Origin of the sequence: Hydrogenophaga sp. T2, assembly GCF_049843535.1 — a bacterium.
Classification (GTDB): domain Bacteria; phylum Pseudomonadota; class Gammaproteobacteria; order Burkholderiales; family Burkholderiaceae_C; genus Hydrogenophaga; species Hydrogenophaga crocea.
Genome location: NZ_JBBHZJ010000009.1, coordinates 223,898 through 245,318, shown reverse-complemented (window position 1 = coordinate 245,318; position 21,421 = coordinate 223,898). Strand labels below are relative to the sequence as shown.

Sequence of the window (21,421 nt, the reverse complement as noted above, 5' to 3'; positions counted from 1 at the left end):
CTTCGGTCTGATCGCGATCGATTATGGGTGAAGGGCGTCGAGCGCCAGGTTGAGTTCGAGCACGTTGATGCGCGGCTCGCCCAGCAGGCCCAGTTGGCGCGGCTCGGTGTGCCGATCGACCAGGGCTTGCACCGCCTCGGGGCCCAGCCCGCGGGCGCGCGCCACGCGCGCCACCTGGATCGCCGCGGCCGCCGGGCCGATGTGCGGGTCGAGCCCGCCGCCCGATTGCGTGACGAGCTCGCCCGGCACGGCGGCCGCATCGACGCCCTCGCGCGCGGCCACGGCCGCACGCGTTTCGTCGATGCGCTGGCGCAGCTCGGGGTGGGTGCGCGCCTGGTTGCTGCCCGAGGCGGCCATGGGGTTGAAGCCGGCGGCCGAGGGGCGCGGCTGGAAGTAGCGCGCATCGCCGAAGGGCTGCGCCACCAGCGACGAGCCCAGCACCTGGCCGCCGCGCACGATCAGGCTGCCGTTGGCCGCATGCGGGAACAGCGCCTGCCCGAGGCCGACCCCGACCAGCGCATAGAGCCCGCCGAAACCCAGCAGCGACACGATGGCGAGGCCGACGGCGCCGCGCAACAGGCCGCGATCGGAAGAGATGTTGTGCGACGACATGGTCGGCTCCTCAAAGCGTGAACAGGGCAGACAGGGCAAGGTCGATCAGCTTGATCGCGATGAAGGGCAGCACCACACCGCCGACGCCGTAGACCAGCATGTTGTTGCGCAGCAGCTGTGTCGCGCCCGACGGCTTGAAGCGCACGCCGCGCAGCGCCAGCGGGATCAGCAGCGGAATGACGATGGCGTTGAAGATCAGCGCCGACAGCACCGCGCTGGCCGGGCTGCCGAGCCGCATCACGTCGAGCGCGGCCATCTGCGGGATCGCGGCCGCGAACAGCGCCGGCAGGATCGCGAAGTACTTGGACACGTCGTTGGCCAGCGAGAAGGTGGTCAGCGCGCCGCGCGTGATGAGCTGCTGCTTGCCGATCTCCACCACCGCGAGCAGCTTGGCCGGGTCGCTGTCGAGGTCGACCATGTTGCCCGCCTCCTTGGCGGCCTGCGTGCCGGCGTTCATCGCCAGGCCCACGTCGGCCTGGGCCAGCGCGGGCGCATCGTTGGTGCCGTCGCCCACCATGGCCACCAGCCGCCCGCCGGCCTGCTCGGCGCGGATGCGCGCGAGCTTGTCCTCGGGCCGGGCCTCGGCGATGTAGTCGTCCACCCCGGCCTCGGCCGCGATGTGGGCCGCCGTGAGCGGGTTGTCGCCCGTGATCATCACGGTCTTCACGCCCATGGCGCGCAGCCGCGCAAAGCGCTCCTTGAGGCCGTGCTTGATCACGTCGGACAGCTCGATGACGCCGAGCACGTGGCGGCCGTCGCTGACCACCAGCGGCGTCGCGCCCTTGCGCGCCACGCTGCTCGCGCGCACCTCGAGCTCGGTGGGGACGGCGCCGCCCAGGGCCTGCACGTGACGCGCGATGGCGTCCATCGCGCCCTTGCGGATGCTGCGGCCCCCGGGCAGGTCCACGCCCGACATGCGCGTCTGCGCCGAGAACGGCACGAAGTGCGCGCCCGGCGGCCCGTCGAGCGTTTCGTCCTTGCCGCGCGCCAGCCGCACGATGGACTTGCCCTCGGGCGTCGGGTCGGCCAGCGAGGCCAGCAGGGCGGCCTGGCGCAGCTGCGCGGCCTCCACGCCGGCCAGCGCATGGAAGGCGGTGGCCTGGCGGTCGCCATGGGTGATGGTGCCGGTCTTGTCCAGCAGCAGCACGTCCACGTCGCCGGCCACCTCCACCGCCTTGCCCGACTTGGCCAGCACATTCGCCTGCAGCGCGCGGTTCATGCCCGCGATGCCGATGGCGGGCAGCAGGCCGCCGATGGTGGTCGGGATCAGGCACACCAGCAGGGCAACCAGCAGCACCACGTTGACCGGCACGCCGACGAAGCCGGCGATGAAGGGCAGCGTCACGACCACGATCAGGAAGCTCAGCGTCATCACCCCGAGCAGGATGCCCAGCGCGATCTCGTTGGGCGTCTTCTGCCGGTTCGAGCCCTCCACCAGCGCGATCATGCGGTCGAGGAAGCTGTGGCCGGGCTCGGCGGTCACGCGCACCACGATGCGGTCGGACAGCACCTGCGTGCCGCCGATCACGCCCGAGCGGTCTGTGCCCGCCTCGCGCAGCACCGGCGCGGACTCGCCGGTCACCGCGGCCTCGTTGATGGTGGCCAGGCCTTCGACGATCTCGCCGTCGGCCGGCACCGGCTGGCCTTCTTCGATCACCACGAGATCGCCAGGGCGCAGTTCGGCTGCGGGCACGCCGGTCTCGCGCCCGGCCGGGTCCAGCCGCCGGGCCATCAGGTCCTGGCGCGCGCGCCGCAGCGAGGCCGCCTGCCCGCGCCCGCGCGATTCGGCCAGCGCCTCGGCGAAATTGCCGAACAGCACGGTGATGAGCAGGATGCCGGTCACGGCCCAGCCGAAGCCCGGCTGCGCCCAGCCCGCGAGTGTGGCCGCGGCGGTGAGCAGCGTGCCGAGCCAGACCACGGCCATGACCGGGTTCCTGACCATGTGCTGTGGCGCGAGCTTGCGCACCGCGTCGACCATGGCCGTCTGCAGGCCATGGGCCTCGCGCCGCGGCGCGGGAAGGGAATGCTGGAGGGGCTTGGTGTCGTTCATGGCGGTTCTCCTCAACGCGCGACCAGGCTCAGGTGATCGGCCACCGGGCCCAGCACCAGCACCGGCATGAACTGCAGCAGCGTCAGGATGGCGATGACGGCGATCAGCGCGAGCGCGAAGGTGGGGGTTTCGATCTGCAAGGTGCCCGCGTTTTCCGGGGCCTGGCGCTTGCGCGCGAGCCGCGCGGCGATGGCCAGCGGAACGATCAGCGCGGGGTAGCGGCCGAGCGCGAGCACGGCCGCGCACGACAGGTTCCACCACACCGTGCCGTCGCCCAGGCCCTCGAAGCCCGAGCCGTTGTTGGCGAAGGCCGAGGCGTACTCGTAGAACACCTGGCTGATGGCGTGGAAGCCGGGGTTGGAGTTGCCCGTGATGGCCGGCACCGAGAGCGTGAAAGCGGTCAGGCCCAGCAGCACCAGCGGCTGCAGCAGCACCAGCACGGCGAGCAGCTTCACCTCGGGCGCCTCGATCTTGCGGCCGAACAGCTCGGGCGTGCGCCCTGTCATCAGGCCCGCCAGGAACACGCCGAGCAGCAGGTAGACGATGAACTGCTGCAAGCCGCAGCCGATGCCGCCCCAGATCGCGTTGATCAGCATGTTGGCGATGGCGACCAGGCCGGTCAGCGGTGCGAGCGAGTCGTGCATGCTGTTGACCGAGCCGTTGGACGTCTGCGTCGTGACCGCGGCCCACAGGGCCGAGGCATCGGCGCCGATGCGCACCTCCTTGCCCTCCATCAGCGCGATGTCCTGCGCGGTCGCCGAGTGCGCCTCGGACCACAGCGCCAGGCCGGCCGACAGCAGCGACATCGCGAGCATGGTGCCGAACACCAGCGCGGCGAACTTGCGCCGCCCCGTGAAGGGGCCGACCATGAAGGCGACCGCGACGGGGATCAGCACGATGGCGAGCGTCTGCAGCCCGTTGGACAGCGGCGTGGGGTTCTCCAGCGGCATCGCGCTGTTCGGGCCGTACCAGCCGCCGCCGTTGGTGCCCAGTTGCTTGACCGCCACCATCGGCGCCACCGGCCCGAGCGGGATCTTCTGTTCCTTCATCGCCACCGCCGCATCGACCGGCGCCGCCACCGGGCCCGCCGCGAGCGTGGCCGGCACGCCCTGGCTGGTCAGCAGCACCGACCACACCAGGCACAGCGGCAGCATGAAGCGCAGCGTGGGGCGGATCACGTCGGCCCAGTAGTTGCCCAGGTCCACCGGCGCGTCTTGCGCGTCTTGCGCGCCTTCGGCCTGGCGGGCGTCGGCGTGGCGGCCACCGAACAGGCCGCGCAGCGTGGCCGCGACCAGCGCCAGGCCCATCATCGGCGTGACCACCTGCAGCGCCACGATGGCCGTCGCCTGGGCCAGGTAGGACAGCTGGGCCTGGCCCGCGTAGTGCTGCTGGTTGGTGTTGGTCAGGAACGAGACCATGGTGTGCAGCGCCAGGTCCCAGCCCATGTTGGGCGCCCCATCGGGATTGAGCGGCAGCCAGGCCTGCGTCATGAGGATCACCCAGACGACCGCGCCCAGCACCGCGTTGCTCAGCAGAAAGGCCCCGGCATAAGCACGCCAGTCCATGCCGCGTTCGGGGTCGGTGCCGAGCAGCGCGTACAAGGGCCGCTCGAGCCAGCGGAACAGGCCGTCGCCGCGCATCGGCCCACCGCGCATGACCGCGGCGAGGTAGTGGCCCAGCGGCCAGCCCAGCGCGATCGCCAGCGCGAACACAAGAAGAAACACCACCATGTCGGACCCTCCAGTCACCGTCAGAACCCGCCCGGTCCCGGCGCCCGTTCGCACAGCGAAGGGCTCGGGCCAGGGCACGGTCTCAGTGTTCAACGGAGGGCCGTAAAGTCTCCATTCCGGATCGGGCGGCGCGCGTCAATTTCGCGTAAACACCGCCGAGGGCGGCGGTGGCGGCGCCGTGCCGCGCGCGGCTAGCGCCCCGCGATCACGGCGCGCTCCACCACGCGGTCATCGCCCAGCACGATCAGCGCGAACAGCAGTTCGTCGAGCGAGTGCGCCTGCGCCGTCTTGCGTGCAAGCAGGGGCGTGGCCTGCGGGTTCAGCACCACGAAGTCGGCCTCGCAGCCGGGCAGCAGGTTGCCCACCACGCCCTCGAGCCCGAGCGCGCGCGCCGCGCCCGCGGTGTGCTGCCACCAGAGCTGGGCGGGCGTGAGGCTCAGGCCGGGCTTGGTCTGGCCCTCGCGGCCCACCACGTAGGCCGCGAGCATGGTGCGAAACGGCGAGAAGCTGGTGCCCCCGCCCACGTCGCTCGCCAGGCCGTAGCGCATGCCGGCGGCGTCGGCCGCGGCGTAGTCGAAGAAGCCGCTGCCCAGGAACTGGTTGCTGGTGGGGCTCACGGCCGCCACCGTGCCGGTGCGCGCCATCAGCGCGCGGTCGGCGGCGCTCAGGTGGATGCAGTGCGCGTACACCGCGCGCTCGCGCAGCAGGCCGAAGTCGCCGTACACGCCGAGGTAGCTCGCGCTGTCGGGAAACAGCTCGGCGGCCCAGCGGATCTCGTCCACGTTCTCGGCCACGTGCGACTGGATCCACACGTCCGGGTATTTCGCGGCCAGTTCGCCCGCGCCGCGCAACTGCGCCGGCGTGCTGGTGGGCGCAAAGCGCGGCGTGATCGCGTAACCCAGCCGGTCCACGCCGTGCCAGCGCCGGATCAGCGCCTCGGTGTCGATCAGGCTCTGTTCGGTGTGGTCGCGCACGCCGTCGGGGCTGTGGCGGTCCTGCAGCACCTTGCCGGTGATGAAGCGCAGGCCACGCGCCTGCGCGGCTTCGAACATGGCGTTCACCGAGGCCGGGTGCGAGGTGGCGAAGGTGAGCGCGGTGGTGACGCCATTGCGCGCCAGTTCGTCGAGGAAGAACTCGGCCACGCCGCGCGCGTACGCCGGCTCGTGGAAGCGCGACTCGTGCGGGAAGGTGTAGTTCTCGAGCCAGGGCAGCAGGCCCGCGGCGGGCGCGCCGATCACGTCGGTCTGCGGGTAGTGGATGTGCAGGTCCACGAAACCGGGCGCGATCAGCCGCGGTCGCAGGTCTTCCACGGCGACACCGGGGAAGCGATCGATCAGCGCCGCGTGCGCGCCCGCGGCGCGCACCACGGCCTGGCCGTGGGCGTCGGGGCCCACCACCAGCAGGCCGTCTTCGTCGTACAGGGGTTGGCCACTCGCGTCGTCGAAACGCAGCAGCCGGGCTCGGTAGGCTTTCATGGGGGCGAGCTTACCGGGCCGCCCCGCGCGCGCCATACGGCCGCGCGGATGGCGGCCATGGCGCTCAGCGGGTGATGCCGCCCACCACGCCCTCGGCGAGCCAGTTCATCTCGAGGATCTGCGCATCGCTCAGGCGCTGACCCGCGGGAATGGCGACCTTGCCCTCGTTGTCGCGCAGCGGCTGGCCCGCGGGCGCGGCGAACACCGGCAGCTTGCCCGCGGCCATGTCGGCCTGGCGCGCGTTCACCTCGTTCTGTACCGCCTCGGGCACTTTGCGGCCGAAGCCCTCGACGCGGATGAAGCCCGCGCCCACGCCGCCCCACACCTGCTCGCTGCGCCAGGTGCCGTCGAGCACGGCCTGCACGCGGCGCGTGTAGTAATCGCCCCAGCGGTGCGTGACCGCCACCACCTGCGCGTCGGGCGCCAGGTTGCGCATGTCGGAGTGGTAGGCCACGGCGAGCCTGCCGCGCTCCTGCGCCGCCACCATCACCGCCGTGCTGCCGGTGTGAAAGGCCAGCACCTCGGCGCCCTGGTTCATCAGCGTCATGGCGGCGTCGCGCTCGCGCGGCGGGTTGAACCACTCGCCCAGCCACACCACCTTCACCGTGGCGCGCGGGTTCACCGAACGCATGCCCAGCGTGAAGGCGTTGATGCCCTGGATCACCTCGGGAATGGGAAAGCCCGCCACGTAACCGGCCTGCGTGGCCATGCGGCCCGCGGCCACGCCCGCGAGGTAGCGGCCTTCGTAGTAGCGCGCATTGGCCGTGGCCACGTTGGGCGCGGCCTTGTAGCCCGTGATCGACTCGAACCGCACGTTCGGGAAATCGCGCGCCACCTTGAGCGTGGGCTCCATGTAGCCGAAGCTGGGCGTGAAGATGATGTCGTGGCCTTGCTGCGCCAGGTCGCGGATCACACGCTCGGCGTCGGCGCCCTCGGGCACGTTCTCGACGAAGCGGGTCTGCACGCGATCGCCCAGCGCGGCCTGCACCGCCTGACGGCCCAGCTCGTGCTGACGCACCCAGCCCGCGGGCGTGAGCGGCGTGACGTAGACGAACGCGGCCTTCACCGGCGGTGTGACCGGTTCGGCCGACGACAGGGGGGAGAAAAACAAGGCGGCCAATGCCGGCGCGAAGGCGCGCCAGGCCGCGAGGTTTTTGTACATGGTGTTCCTCGACATGGCTTCCGGTGAACAAAAAACGCGAGCCGGGGAAGCACCGGCTCGCGTGGGCCGGGATTTTAGGCGATGGGGCTCAAGCCACCGCCTCAAGGCCCTTCCTCTGTACCAGGTGCAAGAGCTTCAAAGCCGTTCCCGTGGGCCGTTTTTGGCCGATCTCCCATTTCTGCACGGTCGACAGGCTGGTATTGAGCAGGCGCGCAAAAACGGCCTGGCTGACCCGTGTTCCTTCGCGAATCCGTTTGATTTCTTCCGGGCGCAGCGGCGCGACCGGCGTGAGGCAAAGCTGGTCAAACTCGCGCAGCGTCATCCGGTCCATGGCACCGGCCTTGTGCAAACCCTTCGCGGTTTCGTGTACGGCCTCAAGAATGGGCGATTTCGTCTTGCGCATCGCAGATCACTTCCATGAGTTCGCCGGCTTGCAAGGCGCTCGCCACCGCCCGTGCGGTCAGCGACAACAGGTGCGCAGCCAACTTCTTCAAGGCTTCCTCTTCATCCCGATCGATGTTGCCTCGCTCATTCTTCGGGAAGCCAAAAACGAAGATCCAGCGATGTTCCCTGCGGGTTGCAACCAGCGTGCGCAAGCCGCCACTCTTGCCTCGCCCATCCCGCGCGATTCGCTTTTTTGAACAATCCTCCACCGAGATCGGCGTCCACCAATCCGGCTCGCATCTCGCGAACCGCAGCGCAAAGTGCCACGTCGGCCAGACCGTGCTTGCGCGCCCAGCGGTTGAACCACCGGGTCGTGTAGATCGCCATTTGAGGGCTCCAGTTCGTATTTATAGCACTAGGTGCTATAAAAATCGAACCGGTTCCAGCCCCTCACCCGATCGCCGCCTCCAGCCGCGCCAGGTGCCGCGCGCGCGTGGCCGCGTCGGTGAAGCTGGCCTCGAAGCTGTTGCGGGCCAGGGTGATCACCTGCTCGCGCGAGAGGTCCAGCGCCTGCACCGTCTGCACGAAGTTGGCGTTGAGGTAGCCGCCGAAGTAGGCCGGGTCGTCGCTGTTGACGGTGGCGCACAGGCCGGCGTCGAGCAGGCGCTTCATCGGGTGATCGCGCAGATCGTTCACCACGCAGAGCTTGAGGTTGGACAGCGGGCACACGGTGAGCGGCGTGCGCCGGCGCGCGAGCTCGGCCACCAGCGCCGGGTCTTCGAGGCTGCGCACGCCGTGGTCGATGCGCTCGGCCCGGAGATCGTCCAGCGCTTCCCGGATGTAGGCCGGCGGGCCCTCTTCGCCCGCGTGCGCGACGATGCGCAGGCCGAGTTCGCGGCAGCGCGCGAACACGCGCGAGAACTTGGACGGCGGGTGGCCGACCTCGCTCGAGTCGAGACCCACGCCGATGAAGTGCTCGCGGTAAGGCAGCGCGGCCTCCAGCGTGGCAAAAGCGTCTGCTTCGCTGAGGTGGCGCAGGAAGCACAGGATCAGCGCGCTCGTCATGCCGAATTCGGTCCGCGCCTTGTCGCAGGCGCGCCGCAGGCCCGCGATCACCACGCCGATGTCCACGCCGCGCGCGGTGTGGGTCTGCGGGTCGAAGAAGATCTCGGCGTGGATCACGTGGTCGGCGTGCGCGCGCTGCAGGTAGGCCCAGGCCATGTCGAAGAAGTCTGCCTCGTGCAGCAGCACGCTCGCGCCCGCGTAGTAGATGTCGAGAAAGCTCTGCAGGTCGGTGAAGGCATAGGCCTGGCGCAGCGCGTCCACGCTGGCATAGGGCAGCGCCACGCCGTTGCGCTGCGCGAGCGCGAAGATCAGCTCGGGTTCGAGCGAGCCTTCGATGTGGATGTGCAGTTCGGCCTTGGGCAGGCGGGCGGCGAGTTCGGCGGGGGTCATGGGTGTGCTCAAAGGGTGCCCAGGGCGATGCCCAGGCGTTGCAGGTAACGGCGGTAGGCGCTGCTCACGCGATCGGCCGGGCCATGCACCTCGGTCACGGGCGCGGTGCGGCCGATGGGCAGGGCCTTGGGTTGCTGCGACTCGACCACCGGGCGGTCCTGCGCGAAGACCGCGTCCTGGAAAGCCACCAGGGACTCGGCGCTCGCGGGGTCGCTGTGCGTGGCCATGACGAACCAGGCGGTGCAGGCGCCATCGCCATCGCCATCGGGGCGGATGAACAGCGCGATGGCGTTGCGCACCGGGTCGCCCTGGCGCGCGTCCTTGTGCAGCACGGCCGCGAAGGGGTGCGGCACGGCGTAGGCGTAGTCGATCCAGGCGCCGCCCTCGGCCTCGGCGTAGGCGCGCGGCTGCCAGGCGCGCGCCTGGACCACGCGCAGGCCCTGCGCGTCTTCGATCACCTGGCCGGTCTGCACCTGCGCGTGGCCGCGCTCGCCCAGCCAGCCTTCGTGCACGAAGCCGAAGTGGCTCAGGTCGAGGAAGTTCTCGACCAGGCGCGGCGCGCTGGTGGCCACGGCATAGGGCCCGCATACCACACGCCGCCAGGCGGGGTCGTCGGCCTCGGGGAATGCGGGCGGTTCGGCCAGGGCCCCGTCGGCGCCGGCCTGCAGCCGCACCCACACCAGGCCGTGCCGCTCGCAGGCGTCAAACACCTGCGCCGCATGGCCCGCGGGCGGGCGGAAATCGGGCGCGGCGGGCACGTGCTGGCACCGGCCCGCGGCCGCGCCGCCGGCGAACTGCCAGCCGTGGTACGGGCATTCGAGCCGCGGCCCGTTCACCGTGGTGAGCACGCGGCCCAGCGAGAGCCGCGCCCCGCGGTGCGGGCAGCGGTCGGCCCAGGCGTGCACCGCGCCGTGGTCGCGCCACAGCACCAGCGGCTCGCCGAGCAGGTTCACCGCCAGCGGCGCGTCGCGCAGGGTGTGTGCGTCGACCACCGGGTGCCAGAGTTGTTTTTCGAGCATGGGCACATTCCAACAAAAAAAGCTGCCCGAAGGCAGCTTTCTTGCAACGCGGCAGGAAGCCCCTTTTACTGCGGAACCTTGCCTTCCACGCCCTTCACGTAGAACTTGATGCCGCCCAGGAAGGCGTCATCGGCCTTGGCGCCCTTGGCCAGCACTTCCTTGCCCGACTGGTCCACGATCGGGCCGGTCCAGGGGTGGAAGCTGCCGTCCTTGAGGCCGGCCTTGATGGTGTCGATCTTGGCCTTGACCTCGGCGGGCACGTCGTCGGCGATCGAAACCATGTCGATCGCGCCCTCTTTGTGGCCCCACCACACGCCGCCCGTGCTCCAGGTGCCTTCCAGCGCGTCCTTGGTGGCCTTGATGTAGTACGGACCCCAGTTGATCACGGCCGAACCCAGGTGGGCCTTGGGGCCGTAGGCGGTCATGTCGGAGTCCCAGCCGAAGGCGCGCTTGCCGGCCTTCTCGGCGGTCTGCAGCACGGCCGACGAGTCGGTGTTCTGGAACAGCACGTCGGCGCCGCCGTTGAGCAGCGAGGTCGCGGCTTCGGTTTCCTTCGGCGGGTCGAACCAGCCGTTGACCCACACCACCTTGGTCTTGACCTTGGGGTTCACCGATTGCGCACCCAGCGTGAAGCTGTTGATGTTGCGGATCACCTCGGGGATTGGGATGGAAGCGACCACGCCCAGGGTGTTGCTCTTGGTCATCGCGCCCGCGATCACGCCCGCCATGTACGCGCCTTCATAGGTGCGGCTGTCGTAGGTGCGCATGTTCTCGGCGGTCTTGTAGCCGGTGGCGTGCTCGAACTTCACGTCCTTGAAGTCGGCCGCGACCTTGAGCATGGGCTCCATGTAGCCGAAGGTGGTGCCGAAGATCAGCTTGTTGCCGTTGGACGCCATGTCGCGGATCACGCGCTCGGCGTCGGCGCTCTCGGGCACGCTCTCGACGAAGCTGGTCTTGATCTTGTCGCCGAACTCGGCTTCGAGCGCCTTGCGGCCGTTGTCGTGCGCGAAGGTCCAGCCGCCGTCGCCCACCGGGCCCACGTAGGCGAACGCGATCTTCAGCGGCTCGGGCTTGGCGGCCGCGGCCGGCGCGGGCGCCGGGGCGGCGGGCGCGGCGGCCTCTTCCTTCTTGCCGCAGCCGATCAGCACGGCACCGGCCACGGCGCTCAGCGCCACGGCCTTCATCAGGGATCTCTTGTTCAGGTCGGTCATGGATGTCCTCAGACAGGTGGGAGGGGTGGGGAGTATCTTAATGAGGAAAAACGATCCGCCGCCGGGCCGCCCCAAGGCGGATCAGCCCCCTCGGGGGGCAGCGACCCGCGCAGCGGTGGAGCGTGGGGGCCAAGGCTTCATGAACCGGGATAGAACGGCTTCCCGATCGAGGAAGGCATGTTCACGCGGATCCAGGTCGGGTTGCGCGAGATCAGCACCAGCACCACGATGGTCGCCACGTAGGGCAGCATGGTGAGGAACTGGCTGGGCACCTGCACGCCGATGGCCTGCAGGTGGAACTGCAGCATGGTGACGCCGCCGAACAGGTAGGCCCCGAGCAGCACGCGCGCGGGCCGCCAGGTGGCGAAGGTGGTGAGCGCGAGCGCGATCCAGCCCTTGCCGGCGATCATGCCCTCGACCCAGAGCGGCGTGTACACCGTGGACACATAGGCCCCCGCGAGGCCGCAGAGCGCGCCGCCCGCCATCACCGCCATGAGGCGGATGCGCCGCACCGGGTAGCCCAGCGCGTGCGCCGATTCGGGGCTTTCGCCCACGCTGCGCAGCACCAGGCCGGCGCGCGTGCGGTACAGGAACCAGATCAGCCCGAGCGCGATGCCCACGCAGGCGTAGACCATGGGGTGGTGGCGGAAGAACGCGGCGCCGAAAAAGGGCAGATCGGCCAGGCCCGGGATGGCCCAGCGCACCTGCTCGGGCAGGGTCTCCTGCACGTAGCGCGCGCCCGCAAAGGCGGAGAAGCCGCCGCCGAACAGGCTCAGCGCCAGGCCGGTGGCGTACTGGTTGGTGTTGAGCCAGATCACCAGCACGCCGAAGACGGCCGCGAGCAGCGCGCCCGCGCCCATGCCCGCGGCAAAGCCCAGCCAGGTGCTGCCGGTGTGCACCACGGTGGCGAAGCCCGCGAGCGCGGCGCACAGCATCATGCCCTCGGCGCCCAGGTTGACGATGCCGGCCTTCTCGTTGATGAGCAGGCCCAGCGAGGCGATGGCCAGCACGGTGCCCGCGTTGAGCGTGGCGGCCAGCAGGAGTGCAAACGGTTCCATGCTCAACCCCTCTTCCAGCGCACGCGGTACGCGATCAGCGTGTCGCAGGCCAGCAGCGAAAACAGCAGCAGGCCCTGGAACACGCCGGTGATCGATTTGGGCAGGCCCAGGCGCGATTGCGCGAGCTCCCCCCCGATGTAGAACATGCTCATGAGCAGGGCCGAGAACACGATGCCCACCGGGTGCAGCCGCCCCACGAAGGCCACGATGATGGCCGCGAAGCCGTAGCCCGCGGGCACGTAGGGCGTGAGCTGGCCGATCGGGCCGGCCACCTCGAAGGCGCCGGCGAGGCCGGCCGCGCCGCCCGAGATCAGCAGCGCCACCCACAGCGCCTTGCGCGACGAGAAGCCCGCGTAGCGCGAGGCCATGGGCGCCAGCCCGCCCACGATCTGCGCGTAGCCCGACACGGTGCGGAACAGGAACAGCCACACGCCGGCCACGCCCAGCAGCGCGAACAGCAGGCCGATGTTCACGCGCGAGCCGTCCATGAGGCGCGGCATCTGCGCCACGCGCTCGAAGGTCTTGGTCTGCGGGAAGTTGTAGCCGCCCGGGTCTTTCCAGGGGCCGTAGACGAGGTAATTGAGCACCTGCACCGCCACGTAGACCAGCATCAGGCTCACCAGGATCTCGTTGGCGTTGAAGCGGTCGCGCAGCAGCGCCGTCAGGCCCGCCCACAGCATGCCGCCCACCATGCCCGCGAGGATCACCGCGGGCACGATCCACGCACCGGTGGTCTTGTTGGCCATGAGCGCCACGCCGCCCGCGAAGATCGCGCCGATGATGTACTGCCCCTCGGCGCCGATGTTCCACACGTTGGAGCGGAAACACACCGCCAGGCCGAGCGCGATGATGAGCAGCGGCGTGGCCTTCACCAGCAGCTCGGAGATCGCATAGCCGCTCTTGATGGGCTCCCAGAAAAACACCTGCAGGCCGCGCACCGGGTCCTTGCCCAGCACCTCGAACAGCGCGATGCCGATCAGCACCGTGATGAGCAGCGCCAGCAGCGGCGACGCGTAGCCCCACAGCGCCGAAGGCTGGGGCCGGACTTCAAGCCGCAGCATGGGCGGTCTCCTGGTTGTTGTTCTGGTCGGCGTCCCACAGGCCCGACATCCATTCGCCGATGCGCTCCACCGTGGCGTCGGCGCGGTCCAGGCTGGGCGACAGGCGCCCCTTGGCGATCACGTGCAGGCGGTCGCAGATCTCGAACAGCTCCTCGAGCTCCTCGCTCACCACCAGCACCGCGCAGCCGGCGTCGCGCAGCGCCAGCATCTCGCCGCGGATCTGCGCGGCCGCGCCCACGTCCACGCCCCAGGTGGGCTGGCTCACGATCAGCAGCCGCGGTTTCGCCTCGATCTCGCGGCCCACGATGAACTTCTGCAGGTTGCCGCCCGACAGCGACTTGGCCGCCGCGTTGGGCCCGTTGGCCTTGACCTTGTAGCGCTCGATGATGTCCTGCGCCTGGCGCTTGAGCGCGCCCACGCGCACCCAGCCGAGCGCGCCCACCGCGTCGCGCCGCGACAGCAGCAGGTTCTGCGCGAGCGACAGCGTGGGCACGGCGCCGCGGCCCAGGCGCTCCTCGGGCACGAAGTGCAGACCGAGCGCGCGCCGGCGTGCCGGCGGCAGTCGCGACACGTCCTGCGCGGCGGCGCCGTCGCCGGCCGCGGTCATCTGCACGCTGCCGGCAGGGGCACGCATGTCTTCGCCCGAGAGCGCGCGCAGCAGCTCGCCCTGGCCGTTGCCCGACACGCCCGCGATGCCCACCACCTCGCCCGCGCGCACGGTGAGGGCGACGTCCGCCAGGGCGGTGCCGAAGGGGTCGTCGCTGGCCAGCGTGAGACCACGCACCTGCAGCACGGGCGCGCCCGCGTGCAGCGGCCGGTGCTCGAGCTCGGGCGGCTCGGCGCCGATCATCAGCCGCGAGAGCGAGGCGTTGCTTTCTTCGCGCGGGTCGCACACGCCCGTGACCTGGCCGCCACGCAGCACCGTGCAGGCGGTGCACAGCGCGCGGATCTCGTGCAGCTTGTGGCTGATGTAGAGGATGCTGCAGCCCTCGCGCGCGAGCTGGTTCAGCGTGCCGAACAGCTTCTCCACCGCCTGCGGCGTGAGCACCGAGGTCGGCTCGTCAAGGATCAGCAGCTGCGGCTGGGTGAGCAGCGCGCGGATGATTTCCACGCGCTGCATCTCGCCCACCGACAGCGTGTGCACCGGCCGTTCGGGGTCGATCGGCAGGCCGTACTCGTTGCCCTTGGCGCGAATGCGGGCCGTGACCTCGGCCAGCGACAGGCTCCTGTCCAGCCCCAGCCACACGTTCTCGGCCACGGTGAGCGTGTCGAACAGGCTGAAGTGCTGGAACACCATGCTGATGCCCAGCGCGCGCGCGGCCTGCGGGTTGCGCACCTGCGCGGGCTGGCCGTTGAACAGCACGCGGCCCTCGTCGGGTTTGACCGCGCCGTAGATGACCTTCATCAGCGTGGACTTGCCGGCGCCGTTCTCGCCCAGCACGGCGTGGATCTCGCCCGGCTGCACGGTGAGCGAGACGCCGTTGTTGGCGACCACGCCGGGGTAGCGCTTGGTGATGCCTTCCAGTTGCAGGCGGGGGGTGGGGGAATTCGTCATGCGGCCTCGGCAGCGCGGGGGGCGGGCGACGCGCGCAGCGAGGCGGCGACGGACTTGATCTGCTCGCGCAGCCAGCGCGCCGCGTTCGAGGCGTGCGTGCGTTCGTGCCAGAGCTGGTAATACATCATGCGGGGGAACTTCAGGGGCGGGACAAGGATGGTGAGCGGCAGCACGCCGGTGTAGCGCTCGCAGTACTGGCGGCCGGTGGTGAGCACCAGCAAGCTGCCGGCCACCATGGCCGGGATCAGCCCGAAGTGCGGGCAGCGCGCGCTGATGCGCCGCGACAGGCCCTGGCTGGCCAGGTGGTCGTCGATGAAGCCGCGCGCGCCCGGGTGGGTGGGTGTGGGCGCAATGTGCTCGGCCGCGAGCCAGGCCGCCTCGTCCCAGCCGCGGCGCACCGCGGGGTGGTGGTTGGCCACCAGGCACACCACCTCGTCGCCGAAGAGGCGGCCCAGGTGCAGGTCGTCGGGCGGCTGCGGCCAGTTGCCGATCACCACGTCCACCGTGCCCTGGGCCAGGTGGTGGCGGTAGTCGGCGTCGCCCGAGAGCGGGTGGATGTCGATCGCACACTGCGGCGCCGCGGCCTTGATCTGCGTCACCAACTGCGGCAGGAACAACGGATCGAGGTAGTCGCTCGCGGCCAGGCTGAAGGTGTGGCGCGAGGTGGCCGGGTCGAAGGCGCGGGCGTCGGAGAACAGCACCTCGGCGCTGCGCAGGATGGCCGCGGCCGGCTCGATCATGCGCAGCGCGGCCTCGGTGGGCACCATGCCGGCGCCCGAGCGCACCAGCAGCGGGTCGCCCGCGAGCTCGCGCAGCTTCTTGAGCGCGGCGCTCACCGCGGGCTGGTACATGCCGAGCTTGATGGCCGAGCGCGACACGCTGCGTTCGGTGAGCACGGTGTGCAGCACGCGAATCAGGTGCAGGTCGATGCGATCGAACATGGGGCCGTATTTCATGACGGTCTCAGGCGCAGTGGCATCGTGGGGCGGGCATCGGCAACATATGCAAACCCATATGATGCCCTGAACCCTCCCCAGTATGCTGGCGCGCATGAGCCACCCCGCCTGTCAACCCCTCACCTTCTGGCGCCGCGGCCAGCCCGTGACGCTGCCCGCCGTGCCCACCGACCGCACCCTGCTGCAGGTGTTGCGCGAAGACCTGCACTGCACCGGCACCAAGGAAGGCTGCGGCGAGGGCGACTGCGGCGCCTGCACCGTGGTGCTGGGCGAGGCGGTCGAAGGCCGGCTGCGGCTCAAGGCCGTGAACGCCTGCATCAAGACCGCGCACTCGGTGCAGGGCCAGGCCGTGTTCACCGTGGAAGACCTGGCCGGCGACGGCGGCGCGCTGCACCCGGTGCAGGAAGCCCTGGTGCAGTGCCACGCGAGCCAGTGCGGCTTTTGCACCCCGGGCTTCGTGATGAGCCTGTACGCGCTGTACGAGAACACCGGCGGCGGCCAGGGCGTGGACCGCGCCACGGCCCAGGCCGCGCTCTCGGGCAACCTGTGCCGCTGCACCGGCTACCGCCCCATCCTCGACGCGGCCGAACGCATGGGCGCCCTGCCCTGCCCGCCCGAACTGCGGCTCGACGAAGCGGCCGTGCTGCGCGGCCTGCGCACGCTGGGGCCGGCGCCCGAGGGCGGCTACCAGCGCCCGGCCACGCTCGAAGCCCTGCTGCGCGCTCGCGCCGCACGGCCCCAGGCCCAGGTGATCGCGGGCACCACCGACGTGGGTCTGTGGATCACCAAGCAGCACAAGACCTACACCGAGCTGCTCGACGTGACCGGCGCGGCCGAGCTGCGCCGCGTGGAGACCTACCCGCACCACATCGCCATCGGCGCCGGCGTGTCGCTCGCCGACGCCTACGCCGCGCTGGTGGGCGAACGGCCCCAGCTCGGCACCTTTGCCCACCGTTTCGCGGGCCTGCCGGTGCGCAACGCAGGCACGCTGGGCGGCAACGTGGCCAACGGCTCGCCCATCGGCGACTCCATGCCGCTGCTGATTGCGCTGGGCGCGAGCGTGGTGCTGATGCGCTGGGATGCGAAGCGCCGCGCCATCGCGCACCGCGAGCTGCGGCTCGAAGACCTGTACACCGGCTACCGCCAGAACGTGATGCGCCCCGACGAGCTGCTGTGCTGGGTGAAGGTGCCGCGCCCCACGGCCGGCGAATTCCTGCGCGCCGAAAAAATCAGCAAGCGCTTCGAGGACGACATCTCCGCCGTCTGCCTGGCCGTGCGCCTGCACATCGACGGCGGCGTGGTGCGCGACGCGTCCATCGGCGCCGGCGGCGTGGCCGCCACGCCGGTGCGTGCGCGCCAGACCGAGGCCGCGCTGCGCGGCCAGCCCTGGAACGCCGACACCGTGATGGCCGCGGCCGCCGTGCTGCGCGCCGAATTCCAGCCCATCAGCGACATGCGCGCGAGCGCCGACTACCGCCGCGCGGTGCTGGGCAACCTGCTGCGCCGGCTCTGGCACGACCAGCAGGGCCTGGCCGCGCTGCGGCTGGACGCGCCCGACCTGGAGGCCCTGGCATGAACGCCCCCGAAGCCCTGCCCCTGAAAGCCCCGGCCGCGGGCGTGTCGCGCGCCCACGAAAGCGCGCGCGCCCAGGTGGCCGGCGCCGCCCCCTACATCGACGACATCCCCGAGGTGCGCGGCACCCTGCACGCCGCGCCGGTGTGCTCGCCCGTGGCGCACGGCCGCCTGCTCGGCGTGGACACCAGCGCCGCGCTGGCCCTGCCCGGCGTGCGCGGCTTCGTGGGCGCCGAGCAGATCCCCGGCGACCCGGTGCTGGCCGCGTTCGCGCACGACGAGCCGGTGTTCGCGCGCGACACGGTGCAGTTCATGGGCCAGGTGATCGGCCTCATCGTGGCCGACGATGTGATGACCGCGCGCCGCGCCGCCCGGCTCGTCAAGCCCCGGATCGAGGCGCTGCCGCCCGTGCTCACGGTGCACGAGGCGCACGAGCAGCGCAGCTACGTGCTGCCGCCGGTGCACGTGGCGCGCGGCGATGCGCAGGCCGCGCTGCGGCGCGCGAAGCACGTGCTCGAAGGCGGCTTCGAGGTCGGCGGCCAGGAACACTTCTACCTTGAAGGCCAGGTGGCCTACGTGCTGCCGCTCGAGCAGAACCAGTGGTGGGTCTACAGCAGCACCCAGCACCCGGGCGAGGTGCAACACTGGGTGTCGCACGCGCTGGGCATCGCCAACCACGCGGTGACCGTGGAATGCCGGCGCATGGGCGGCGGCTTCGGCGGCAAGGAAACGCAGGCCGGCCACCTCGCGGTGTGGGCCGCCGTGGCCGCGAACCACCTGGGTCGGCCCGTGAAGCTGCGGCTCGACCGCGACGACGATTTCATGATCACCGGCAAGCGCCACCCGTTTGCCTACCAGTACCGCGTGGGCTTCGGCGACGACGGGCGGCTTTGCGGCCTGCAACTGCAGATGCTGGTCAACTGCGGCTTCAGCGCCGACCTCTCGGGCCCGGTGGCCGACCGCGCCATCTTCCACTGCGACAACGCCTACTTCCTCGAAGACGTGGCGGTCGACTCGTTCCGCTGCAAGACGAACACCCAGAGCCACACCGCCTTCCGCGGCTTCGGGGGGCCGCAGGGCGTGATCGCGATCGAGCGCATCCTGGGCGACATCGCGCGCCACCTGGGGCTGGACCCGCTGCAGGTGCGCCTGCGCAACCTCTACGGCATCGGCGAGCGCGACCTCACGCACTACGACATGCGCGTGGAAGACAACATCCTCGAGCCGCTGTTGACCACGCTCGCGCAGACCAGCCGCTACGCCGAGCGCCGCGCCGCCATCGACGCCTTCAACGCCAGGAGCCCGGTGATCAAGAAGGGCATGGCGCTCACGCCGGTGAAGTTCGGCATCAGCTTCACGGCCACGCTGTTCAACCAGGCCGGTGCGCTGGTGCACGTCTACACCGACGGCAGCGTGATGGTGAACCACGGCGGCACCGAGATGGGCCAGGGCCTGAACACCAAGGTGGCGCAGATCGTGGCCGACGAGCTCGGTGTGCCCTGCGAGCGCGTGCTCTGCACCGCGGCCGACACCAGCAAGGTGCCCAACGCCAGCGCCACCGCGGCCAGCAGCGGCACCGACCTCAACGGCCGCGCCGCGCAGTTCGCCGCGCGCCACGTGCGCGACAACCTTGCGGCCTTCGTGGCCGGGCTCGACGGCTGCGGCGCGGGCGCGGTGCGCTTCGCGCACGGCGAGATCCACACGCCGAAAACCACGCGCCGCTTCGAGGACGTGGTGGGTGCGGCCTACGCCAACCGCATCCAGCTCTGGAGCGACGGCTTCTACCGCACGCCCAAGATCCACTACGACAAGACGACCATGAAGGGCCGGCCCTTCTACTACTTCGCTTACGGCGCGGCCTGCAGCGAGGTGGCGATCGACACGCTCACCGGCGAGAGCCGCGTGCTCGCGGTGGACATCCTGCACGACGTGGGCCACAGCATCAACCCGGCGCTCGACATCGGTCAGATCGAGGGCGGCTTCGTCCAGGGCATGGGCTGGCTCACCACCGAGCAGCTGGTGTGGAACGCCCAGGGCAGGCTGCAAACCCACGCGCCCAGCACCTACAAGATCCCCACCGCGGGCGACCTGCCGCCCCACTGGCGCGTGGACCTGTGGCCCGAGGCCAACCGCGAAGACAACGTGCACGGCAGCAAGGCCGTGGGCGAGCCGCCGTTCATGCTGGCCATCAGCGTGTACGAGGCGCTGCGCGACGCGGTGGCCCGCGCCGGCGGCCGGCCCGAGGCCATGGACGCGCCGGCCACGGCCGAGGAAGTGCTGAAGGCGCTGGGGGGCTGAAATCCGTTCGGGCTGGCCGGGGCCGATCAGGCCTTGTTGGCCGTCAGCGGCATCGCATACCAGGCCTCAATCGCTTGCTGCGTGAAGAGGTTGTCGAAGGCCGCGCCTTCGCGCTCGAGCATGTCGGCGTCCAGGTGCACGCCATCCCCCAGATCCAGCAGGCCAAGGCTGAGCCAGGCTTTTCCGACGTTGGCGCGGATCAGCGGAAACTGCTCCAGCAGCGGCGGCAGGGCCGGGTTGAAGCGGTCCTTCGCATCCGGGGCGCTGGCGCGGCTCTGGCAATGGGCCTGGAACAGCTGGATGTGCTCGTCGCCAAGCATGCCTTTGTGGCGCATGTTCTCCAGAACACGCAACGTGACAGCGTGAAAGTCCTGTTCCGTGAGCGCCTCGTCGGCGGCATAGCCCCTCAGGCCGTCCGCGTAGGCATCGAGCGCCTGCTTCACCGAACGGGCATTGCTCTCCAAGGCCGCCGGATCGAGCGTCGCTTCGTGCAGCGACACCGCATCGACCGTTCGCGGCATGGCGTGCGCGCGCTCGATGCGGTCGGCGTTGGCCAGCAGTTCCGCGTCCAGCCGGGCCTTGGCGGCCACGTCGGCCGGGCGGCTCAGGCTGCGGACCTCGGTCGCGTCGTTTGCCAGCTCACGGAGGTTGGCGGCGGCGGCCAGGAAGGCCTGGTTCGCCGACACTTGCGCGGTACTGCCGGCCGCCTTGGCATGAGCCTCAAGGCGGTCGAACTCGATGCGCTGAACCATCGCGCGCAGGTCGGCGATCTTCGTGCTCGATTGCCGGCGATTCGCCTGGATCGTTTTGCGCGCCTGCTTGCGGCTGGGGTCGATCCAGCGCTTGGGACCGCCGTTGAAGATCTGCTGTTTCAAGTGGCGCGGCAGCAGAGCCACGGCCTTGCCGACGCGCAAGCCGTGCTGCAGCACGTCCTTGGCGCCCCGGACCAGTTTGGCCGGCATGCCGCCAGGCAGATCACGGGTCGGGATGTGCGGGTTTTTGTTCGTATACAGGTGAATTGGCATGGAGCGCCTCACGGGTTGGGGTATTGACGGGTGCACTCACCTGTCGTGACTTATGTGTGATCACACAGGCCTTGGGTCCACACCAAGGCCACCGGACCGACCCGCATCCGAAAGGCCTACCCCCGGCAGTAGTCCCACCCGAGCCACAATCCGGGGTCTGTCAAACCGCGCCCTGCGCACGCCGGCCCGGCCGGCCGGCCCTCCCCCATGCGCCTCCCCATGCAATCCGTTCTGCCCGCCTGGGCCCTCCCCTGGATCGAACTCATCACCGTTGGCCTGCAGATCGCGCTGATCGTGCTGCTGATGCTGCTGCTGCGCTCGCTGCTGCACCGCTTCATCTCGCGCGTGAGCGCCGACAAGCAGGTGCCGCTCGAGCTGGTCGTGGGCACCAAGCGTCTCGTGACGCTGCTGCTCGTGGGCGCGGCGCTGCTGTGGATCCTCGATCGCGTGGGTGTGTCGGCCACCGTGATCTGGACCGCGTTCTCGGGCTTCGTGGCCGTGGGCGCCGTGGCCTTCTTCGCGGCCTGGAGCGTGCTCTCCAACATCTTCTCGGCGGTGCTGATCTACACCTCGCGCCCCTTCGGCCTGCACGACCACATCGAGTTGCTCGAAGGCGGCGACAAGCCCGGCCTGGCCGGTGAGGTGATGGACATCAACCTGATCTACACCACGCTGCGCGAAGACCCGGTGGACGGCCAGGAGCCGACGCACCTGCGCATCCCCAACAGCCTGTTCTTCCAGCGCACCACGCGGCTGCGCCGCAGCCAGCAGCCGGTGCTGCGCTCGCTGCTCGACTGA

Annotated in this window: 19 protein-coding genes; 3 read left to right on the top strand and 16 right to left on the bottom strand. The window is 70.4% G+C overall.

Annotation, left to right across the window (positions count from 1 at the left end; all coding sequences use genetic code 11):
- Positions 1-21: 21 nt before the first annotated feature.
- The 15 genes from kdpC to WDZ95_RS19925 form a co-directional block, all read right to left on the bottom strand.
- On the bottom strand, positions 22-612 hold the full coding sequence (gene kdpC / locus WDZ95_RS19995) for a potassium-transporting ATPase subunit KdpC (protein WP_425781062.1): 591 nt from the start codon (positions 610-612) through the stop codon (positions 22-24).
- A 10-nt stretch (positions 613-622) separates the two neighbouring features.
- Positions 623-2,590, bottom strand: coding sequence for a potassium-transporting ATPase subunit KdpB (kdpB, locus tag WDZ95_RS19990; protein ID WP_425781099.1), 1,968 nt, complete (start codon positions 2,588-2,590; stop codon positions 623-625).
- An 83-nt stretch (positions 2,591-2,673) separates the two neighbouring features.
- On the bottom strand, positions 2,674-4,392 hold the full coding sequence (kdpA, locus tag WDZ95_RS19985) for a potassium-transporting ATPase subunit KdpA (protein ID WP_425781060.1): 1,719 nt from the start codon (positions 4,390-4,392) through the stop codon (positions 2,674-2,676).
- A 191-nt stretch (positions 4,393-4,583) separates the two neighbouring features.
- Complete coding sequence (gene guaD / locus WDZ95_RS19980; RefSeq protein ID WP_425781058.1) at positions 4,584-5,867, bottom strand: guanine deaminase; 1,284 nt, start codon at positions 5,865-5,867, stop codon at positions 4,584-4,586.
- A 64-nt stretch (positions 5,868-5,931) separates the two neighbouring features.
- Complete coding sequence (locus tag WDZ95_RS19975; RefSeq protein ID WP_425781056.1) at positions 5,932-7,029, bottom strand: BMP family ABC transporter substrate-binding protein; 1,098 nt, start codon at positions 7,027-7,029, stop codon at positions 5,932-5,934.
- 88 nt (positions 7,030-7,117) lie between these two features.
- Positions 7,118-7,432: a helix-turn-helix domain-containing protein gene (locus tag WDZ95_RS19970; RefSeq protein ID WP_425781054.1), complete on the bottom strand. Its 315-nt coding sequence runs from the start codon at positions 7,430-7,432 to the stop codon at positions 7,118-7,120.
- Positions 7,404-7,625 (bottom strand): type II toxin-antitoxin system RelE/ParE family toxin, encoded by a 222-nt coding sequence (locus WDZ95_RS19965; RefSeq protein ID WP_425781052.1) that lies wholly within the window; start codon positions 7,623-7,625, stop codon positions 7,404-7,406. The genes WDZ95_RS19970 and WDZ95_RS19965 overlap by 29 nt, the downstream gene beginning before the upstream one ends.
- Positions 7,558-7,800, bottom strand: a complete 243-nt coding sequence (locus WDZ95_RS19960) for a type II toxin-antitoxin system RelE/ParE family toxin (protein ID WP_425781050.1) — start codon at positions 7,798-7,800, stop codon at positions 7,558-7,560. The genes WDZ95_RS19965 and WDZ95_RS19960 overlap by 68 nt, the downstream gene beginning before the upstream one ends.
- Before the next feature lie 63 nt (positions 7,801-7,863).
- Positions 7,864-8,868 (bottom strand): adenosine deaminase, encoded by a 1,005-nt coding sequence (locus WDZ95_RS19955; RefSeq protein ID WP_425781048.1) that lies wholly within the window; start codon positions 8,866-8,868, stop codon positions 7,864-7,866.
- Positions 8,869-8,876: 8 nt separating this feature from the next.
- On the bottom strand, positions 8,877-9,887 hold the full coding sequence (locus WDZ95_RS19950) for a Rieske 2Fe-2S domain-containing protein (protein ID WP_425781046.1): 1,011 nt from the start codon (positions 9,885-9,887) through the stop codon (positions 8,877-8,879).
- A 65-nt stretch (positions 9,888-9,952) separates the two neighbouring features.
- Positions 9,953-11,098 carry a BMP family ABC transporter substrate-binding protein gene (locus WDZ95_RS19945; protein WP_166223447.1) on the bottom strand — a complete coding sequence of 382 codons (1,146 nt, stop codon included), beginning with the start codon at positions 11,096-11,098 and terminating at the stop codon, positions 9,953-9,955.
- A gap of 137 nt (positions 11,099-11,235) precedes the next feature.
- Positions 11,236-12,156, bottom strand: coding sequence for an ABC transporter permease (locus WDZ95_RS19940; protein ID WP_166223444.1), 921 nt, complete (start codon positions 12,154-12,156; stop codon positions 11,236-11,238).
- 2 nt (positions 12,157-12,158) lie between these two features.
- Positions 12,159-13,217, bottom strand: coding sequence for an ABC transporter permease (locus WDZ95_RS19935; protein WP_425781043.1), 1,059 nt, complete (start codon positions 13,215-13,217; stop codon positions 12,159-12,161).
- Positions 13,204-14,772: an ABC transporter ATP-binding protein gene (locus WDZ95_RS19930; RefSeq protein ID WP_425781041.1), complete on the bottom strand. Its 1,569-nt coding sequence runs from the start codon at positions 14,770-14,772 to the stop codon at positions 13,204-13,206. Before WDZ95_RS19930 ends, WDZ95_RS19935 begins: the two co-directional genes overlap by 14 nt.
- Positions 14,769-15,728, bottom strand: a complete 960-nt coding sequence (locus WDZ95_RS19925; RefSeq protein WP_166223434.1) for a LysR family transcriptional regulator — start codon at positions 15,726-15,728, stop codon at positions 14,769-14,771. Before WDZ95_RS19925 ends, WDZ95_RS19930 begins: the two co-directional genes overlap by 4 nt.
- Before the next feature lie 94 nt (positions 15,729-15,822).
- Here WDZ95_RS19925 and xdhA point away from each other — a divergent pair, with 94 nt between their 5' ends.
- Together xdhA and xdhB are read left to right on the top strand one after the other, a co-directional pair.
- Complete coding sequence (gene xdhA, locus WDZ95_RS19920; RefSeq protein WP_425781038.1) at positions 15,823-17,304, top strand: xanthine dehydrogenase small subunit; 1,482 nt, start codon at positions 15,823-15,825, stop codon at positions 17,302-17,304.
- A complete protein-coding gene (gene xdhB, locus WDZ95_RS19915; RefSeq protein WP_425781036.1) occupies positions 17,301-19,598 on the top strand; it encodes a xanthine dehydrogenase molybdopterin binding subunit in 2,298 nt (765 codons plus the stop codon). Before xdhA ends, xdhB begins: the two co-directional genes overlap by 4 nt.
- 26 nt (positions 19,599-19,624) lie before the next feature.
- Here xdhB and WDZ95_RS19910 read toward each other — a convergent pair whose 3' ends face one another.
- Complete coding sequence (locus tag WDZ95_RS19910) at positions 19,625-20,623, bottom strand: hypothetical protein (RefSeq protein WP_425781034.1); 999 nt, start codon at positions 20,621-20,623, stop codon at positions 19,625-19,627.
- Between the two features lie 219 nt (positions 20,624-20,842).
- On the opposite strand from WDZ95_RS19910, the gene WDZ95_RS19905 reads away from it, so the two are divergent.
- On the top strand, positions 20,843-21,421 hold the full coding sequence (locus tag WDZ95_RS19905; RefSeq protein ID WP_205710706.1) for a mechanosensitive ion channel domain-containing protein: 579 nt from the start codon (positions 20,843-20,845) through the stop codon (positions 21,419-21,421).

Coding starts and splice junctions, on each gene's coding strand:
- kdpC (WP_425781062.1), bottom strand. CDS start 612: ATGTCGTCGCACAACATCTCTTCCGATCGCGGCCTGTTGCGCGGCGCC.
- kdpB (WP_425781099.1), bottom strand. CDS start 2,590: ATGGTCGACGCGGTGCGCAAGCTCGCGCCACAGCACATGGTCAGGAAC.
- kdpA (WP_425781060.1), bottom strand. CDS start 4,392: ATGGTGGTGTTTCTTCTTGTGTTCGCGCTGGCGATCGCGCTGGGCTGG.
- guaD (WP_425781058.1), bottom strand. CDS start 5,867: ATGAAAGCCTACCGAGCCCGGCTGCTGCGTTTCGACGACGCGAGTGGC.
- WDZ95_RS19975 (WP_425781056.1), bottom strand. CDS start 7,029: ATGTACAAAAACCTCGCGGCCTGGCGCGCCTTCGCGCCGGCATTGGCC.
- WDZ95_RS19970 (WP_425781054.1), bottom strand. CDS start 7,432: ATGCGCAAGACGAAATCGCCCATTCTTGAGGCCGTACACGAAACCGCG.
- WDZ95_RS19960 (WP_425781050.1), bottom strand. CDS start 7,800: ATGGCGATCTACACGACCCGGTGGTTCAACCGCTGGGCGCGCAAGCAC.
- WDZ95_RS19955 (WP_425781048.1), bottom strand. CDS start 8,868: ATGACCCCCGCCGAACTCGCCGCCCGCCTGCCCAAGGCCGAACTGCAC.
- WDZ95_RS19950 (WP_425781046.1), bottom strand. CDS start 9,887: ATGCTCGAAAAACAACTCTGGCACCCGGTGGTCGACGCACACACCCTG.
- WDZ95_RS19945 (WP_166223447.1), bottom strand. CDS start 11,098: ATGACCGACCTGAACAAGAGATCCCTGATGAAGGCCGTGGCGCTGAGC.
- WDZ95_RS19940 (WP_166223444.1), bottom strand. CDS start 12,156: ATGGAACCGTTTGCACTCCTGCTGGCCGCCACGCTCAACGCGGGCACC.
- WDZ95_RS19935 (WP_425781043.1), bottom strand. CDS start 13,217: ATGCTGCGGCTTGAAGTCCGGCCCCAGCCTTCGGCGCTGTGGGGCTAC.
- WDZ95_RS19930 (WP_425781041.1), bottom strand. CDS start 14,772: ATGACGAATTCCCCCACCCCCCGCCTGCAACTGGAAGGCATCACCAAG.
- WDZ95_RS19925 (WP_166223434.1), bottom strand. CDS start 15,728: ATGAAATACGGCCCCATGTTCGATCGCATCGACCTGCACCTGATTCGC.
- xdhA (WP_425781038.1), top strand. CDS start 15,823: ATGAGCCACCCCGCCTGTCAACCCCTCACCTTCTGGCGCCGCGGCCAG.
- xdhB (WP_425781036.1), top strand. CDS start 17,301: ATGAACGCCCCCGAAGCCCTGCCCCTGAAAGCCCCGGCCGCGGGCGTG.
- WDZ95_RS19910 (WP_425781034.1), bottom strand. CDS start 20,623: ATGCCAATTCACCTGTATACGAACAAAAACCCGCACATCCCGACCCGT.
- WDZ95_RS19905 (WP_205710706.1), top strand. CDS start 20,843: ATGCAATCCGTTCTGCCCGCCTGGGCCCTCCCCTGGATCGAACTCATC.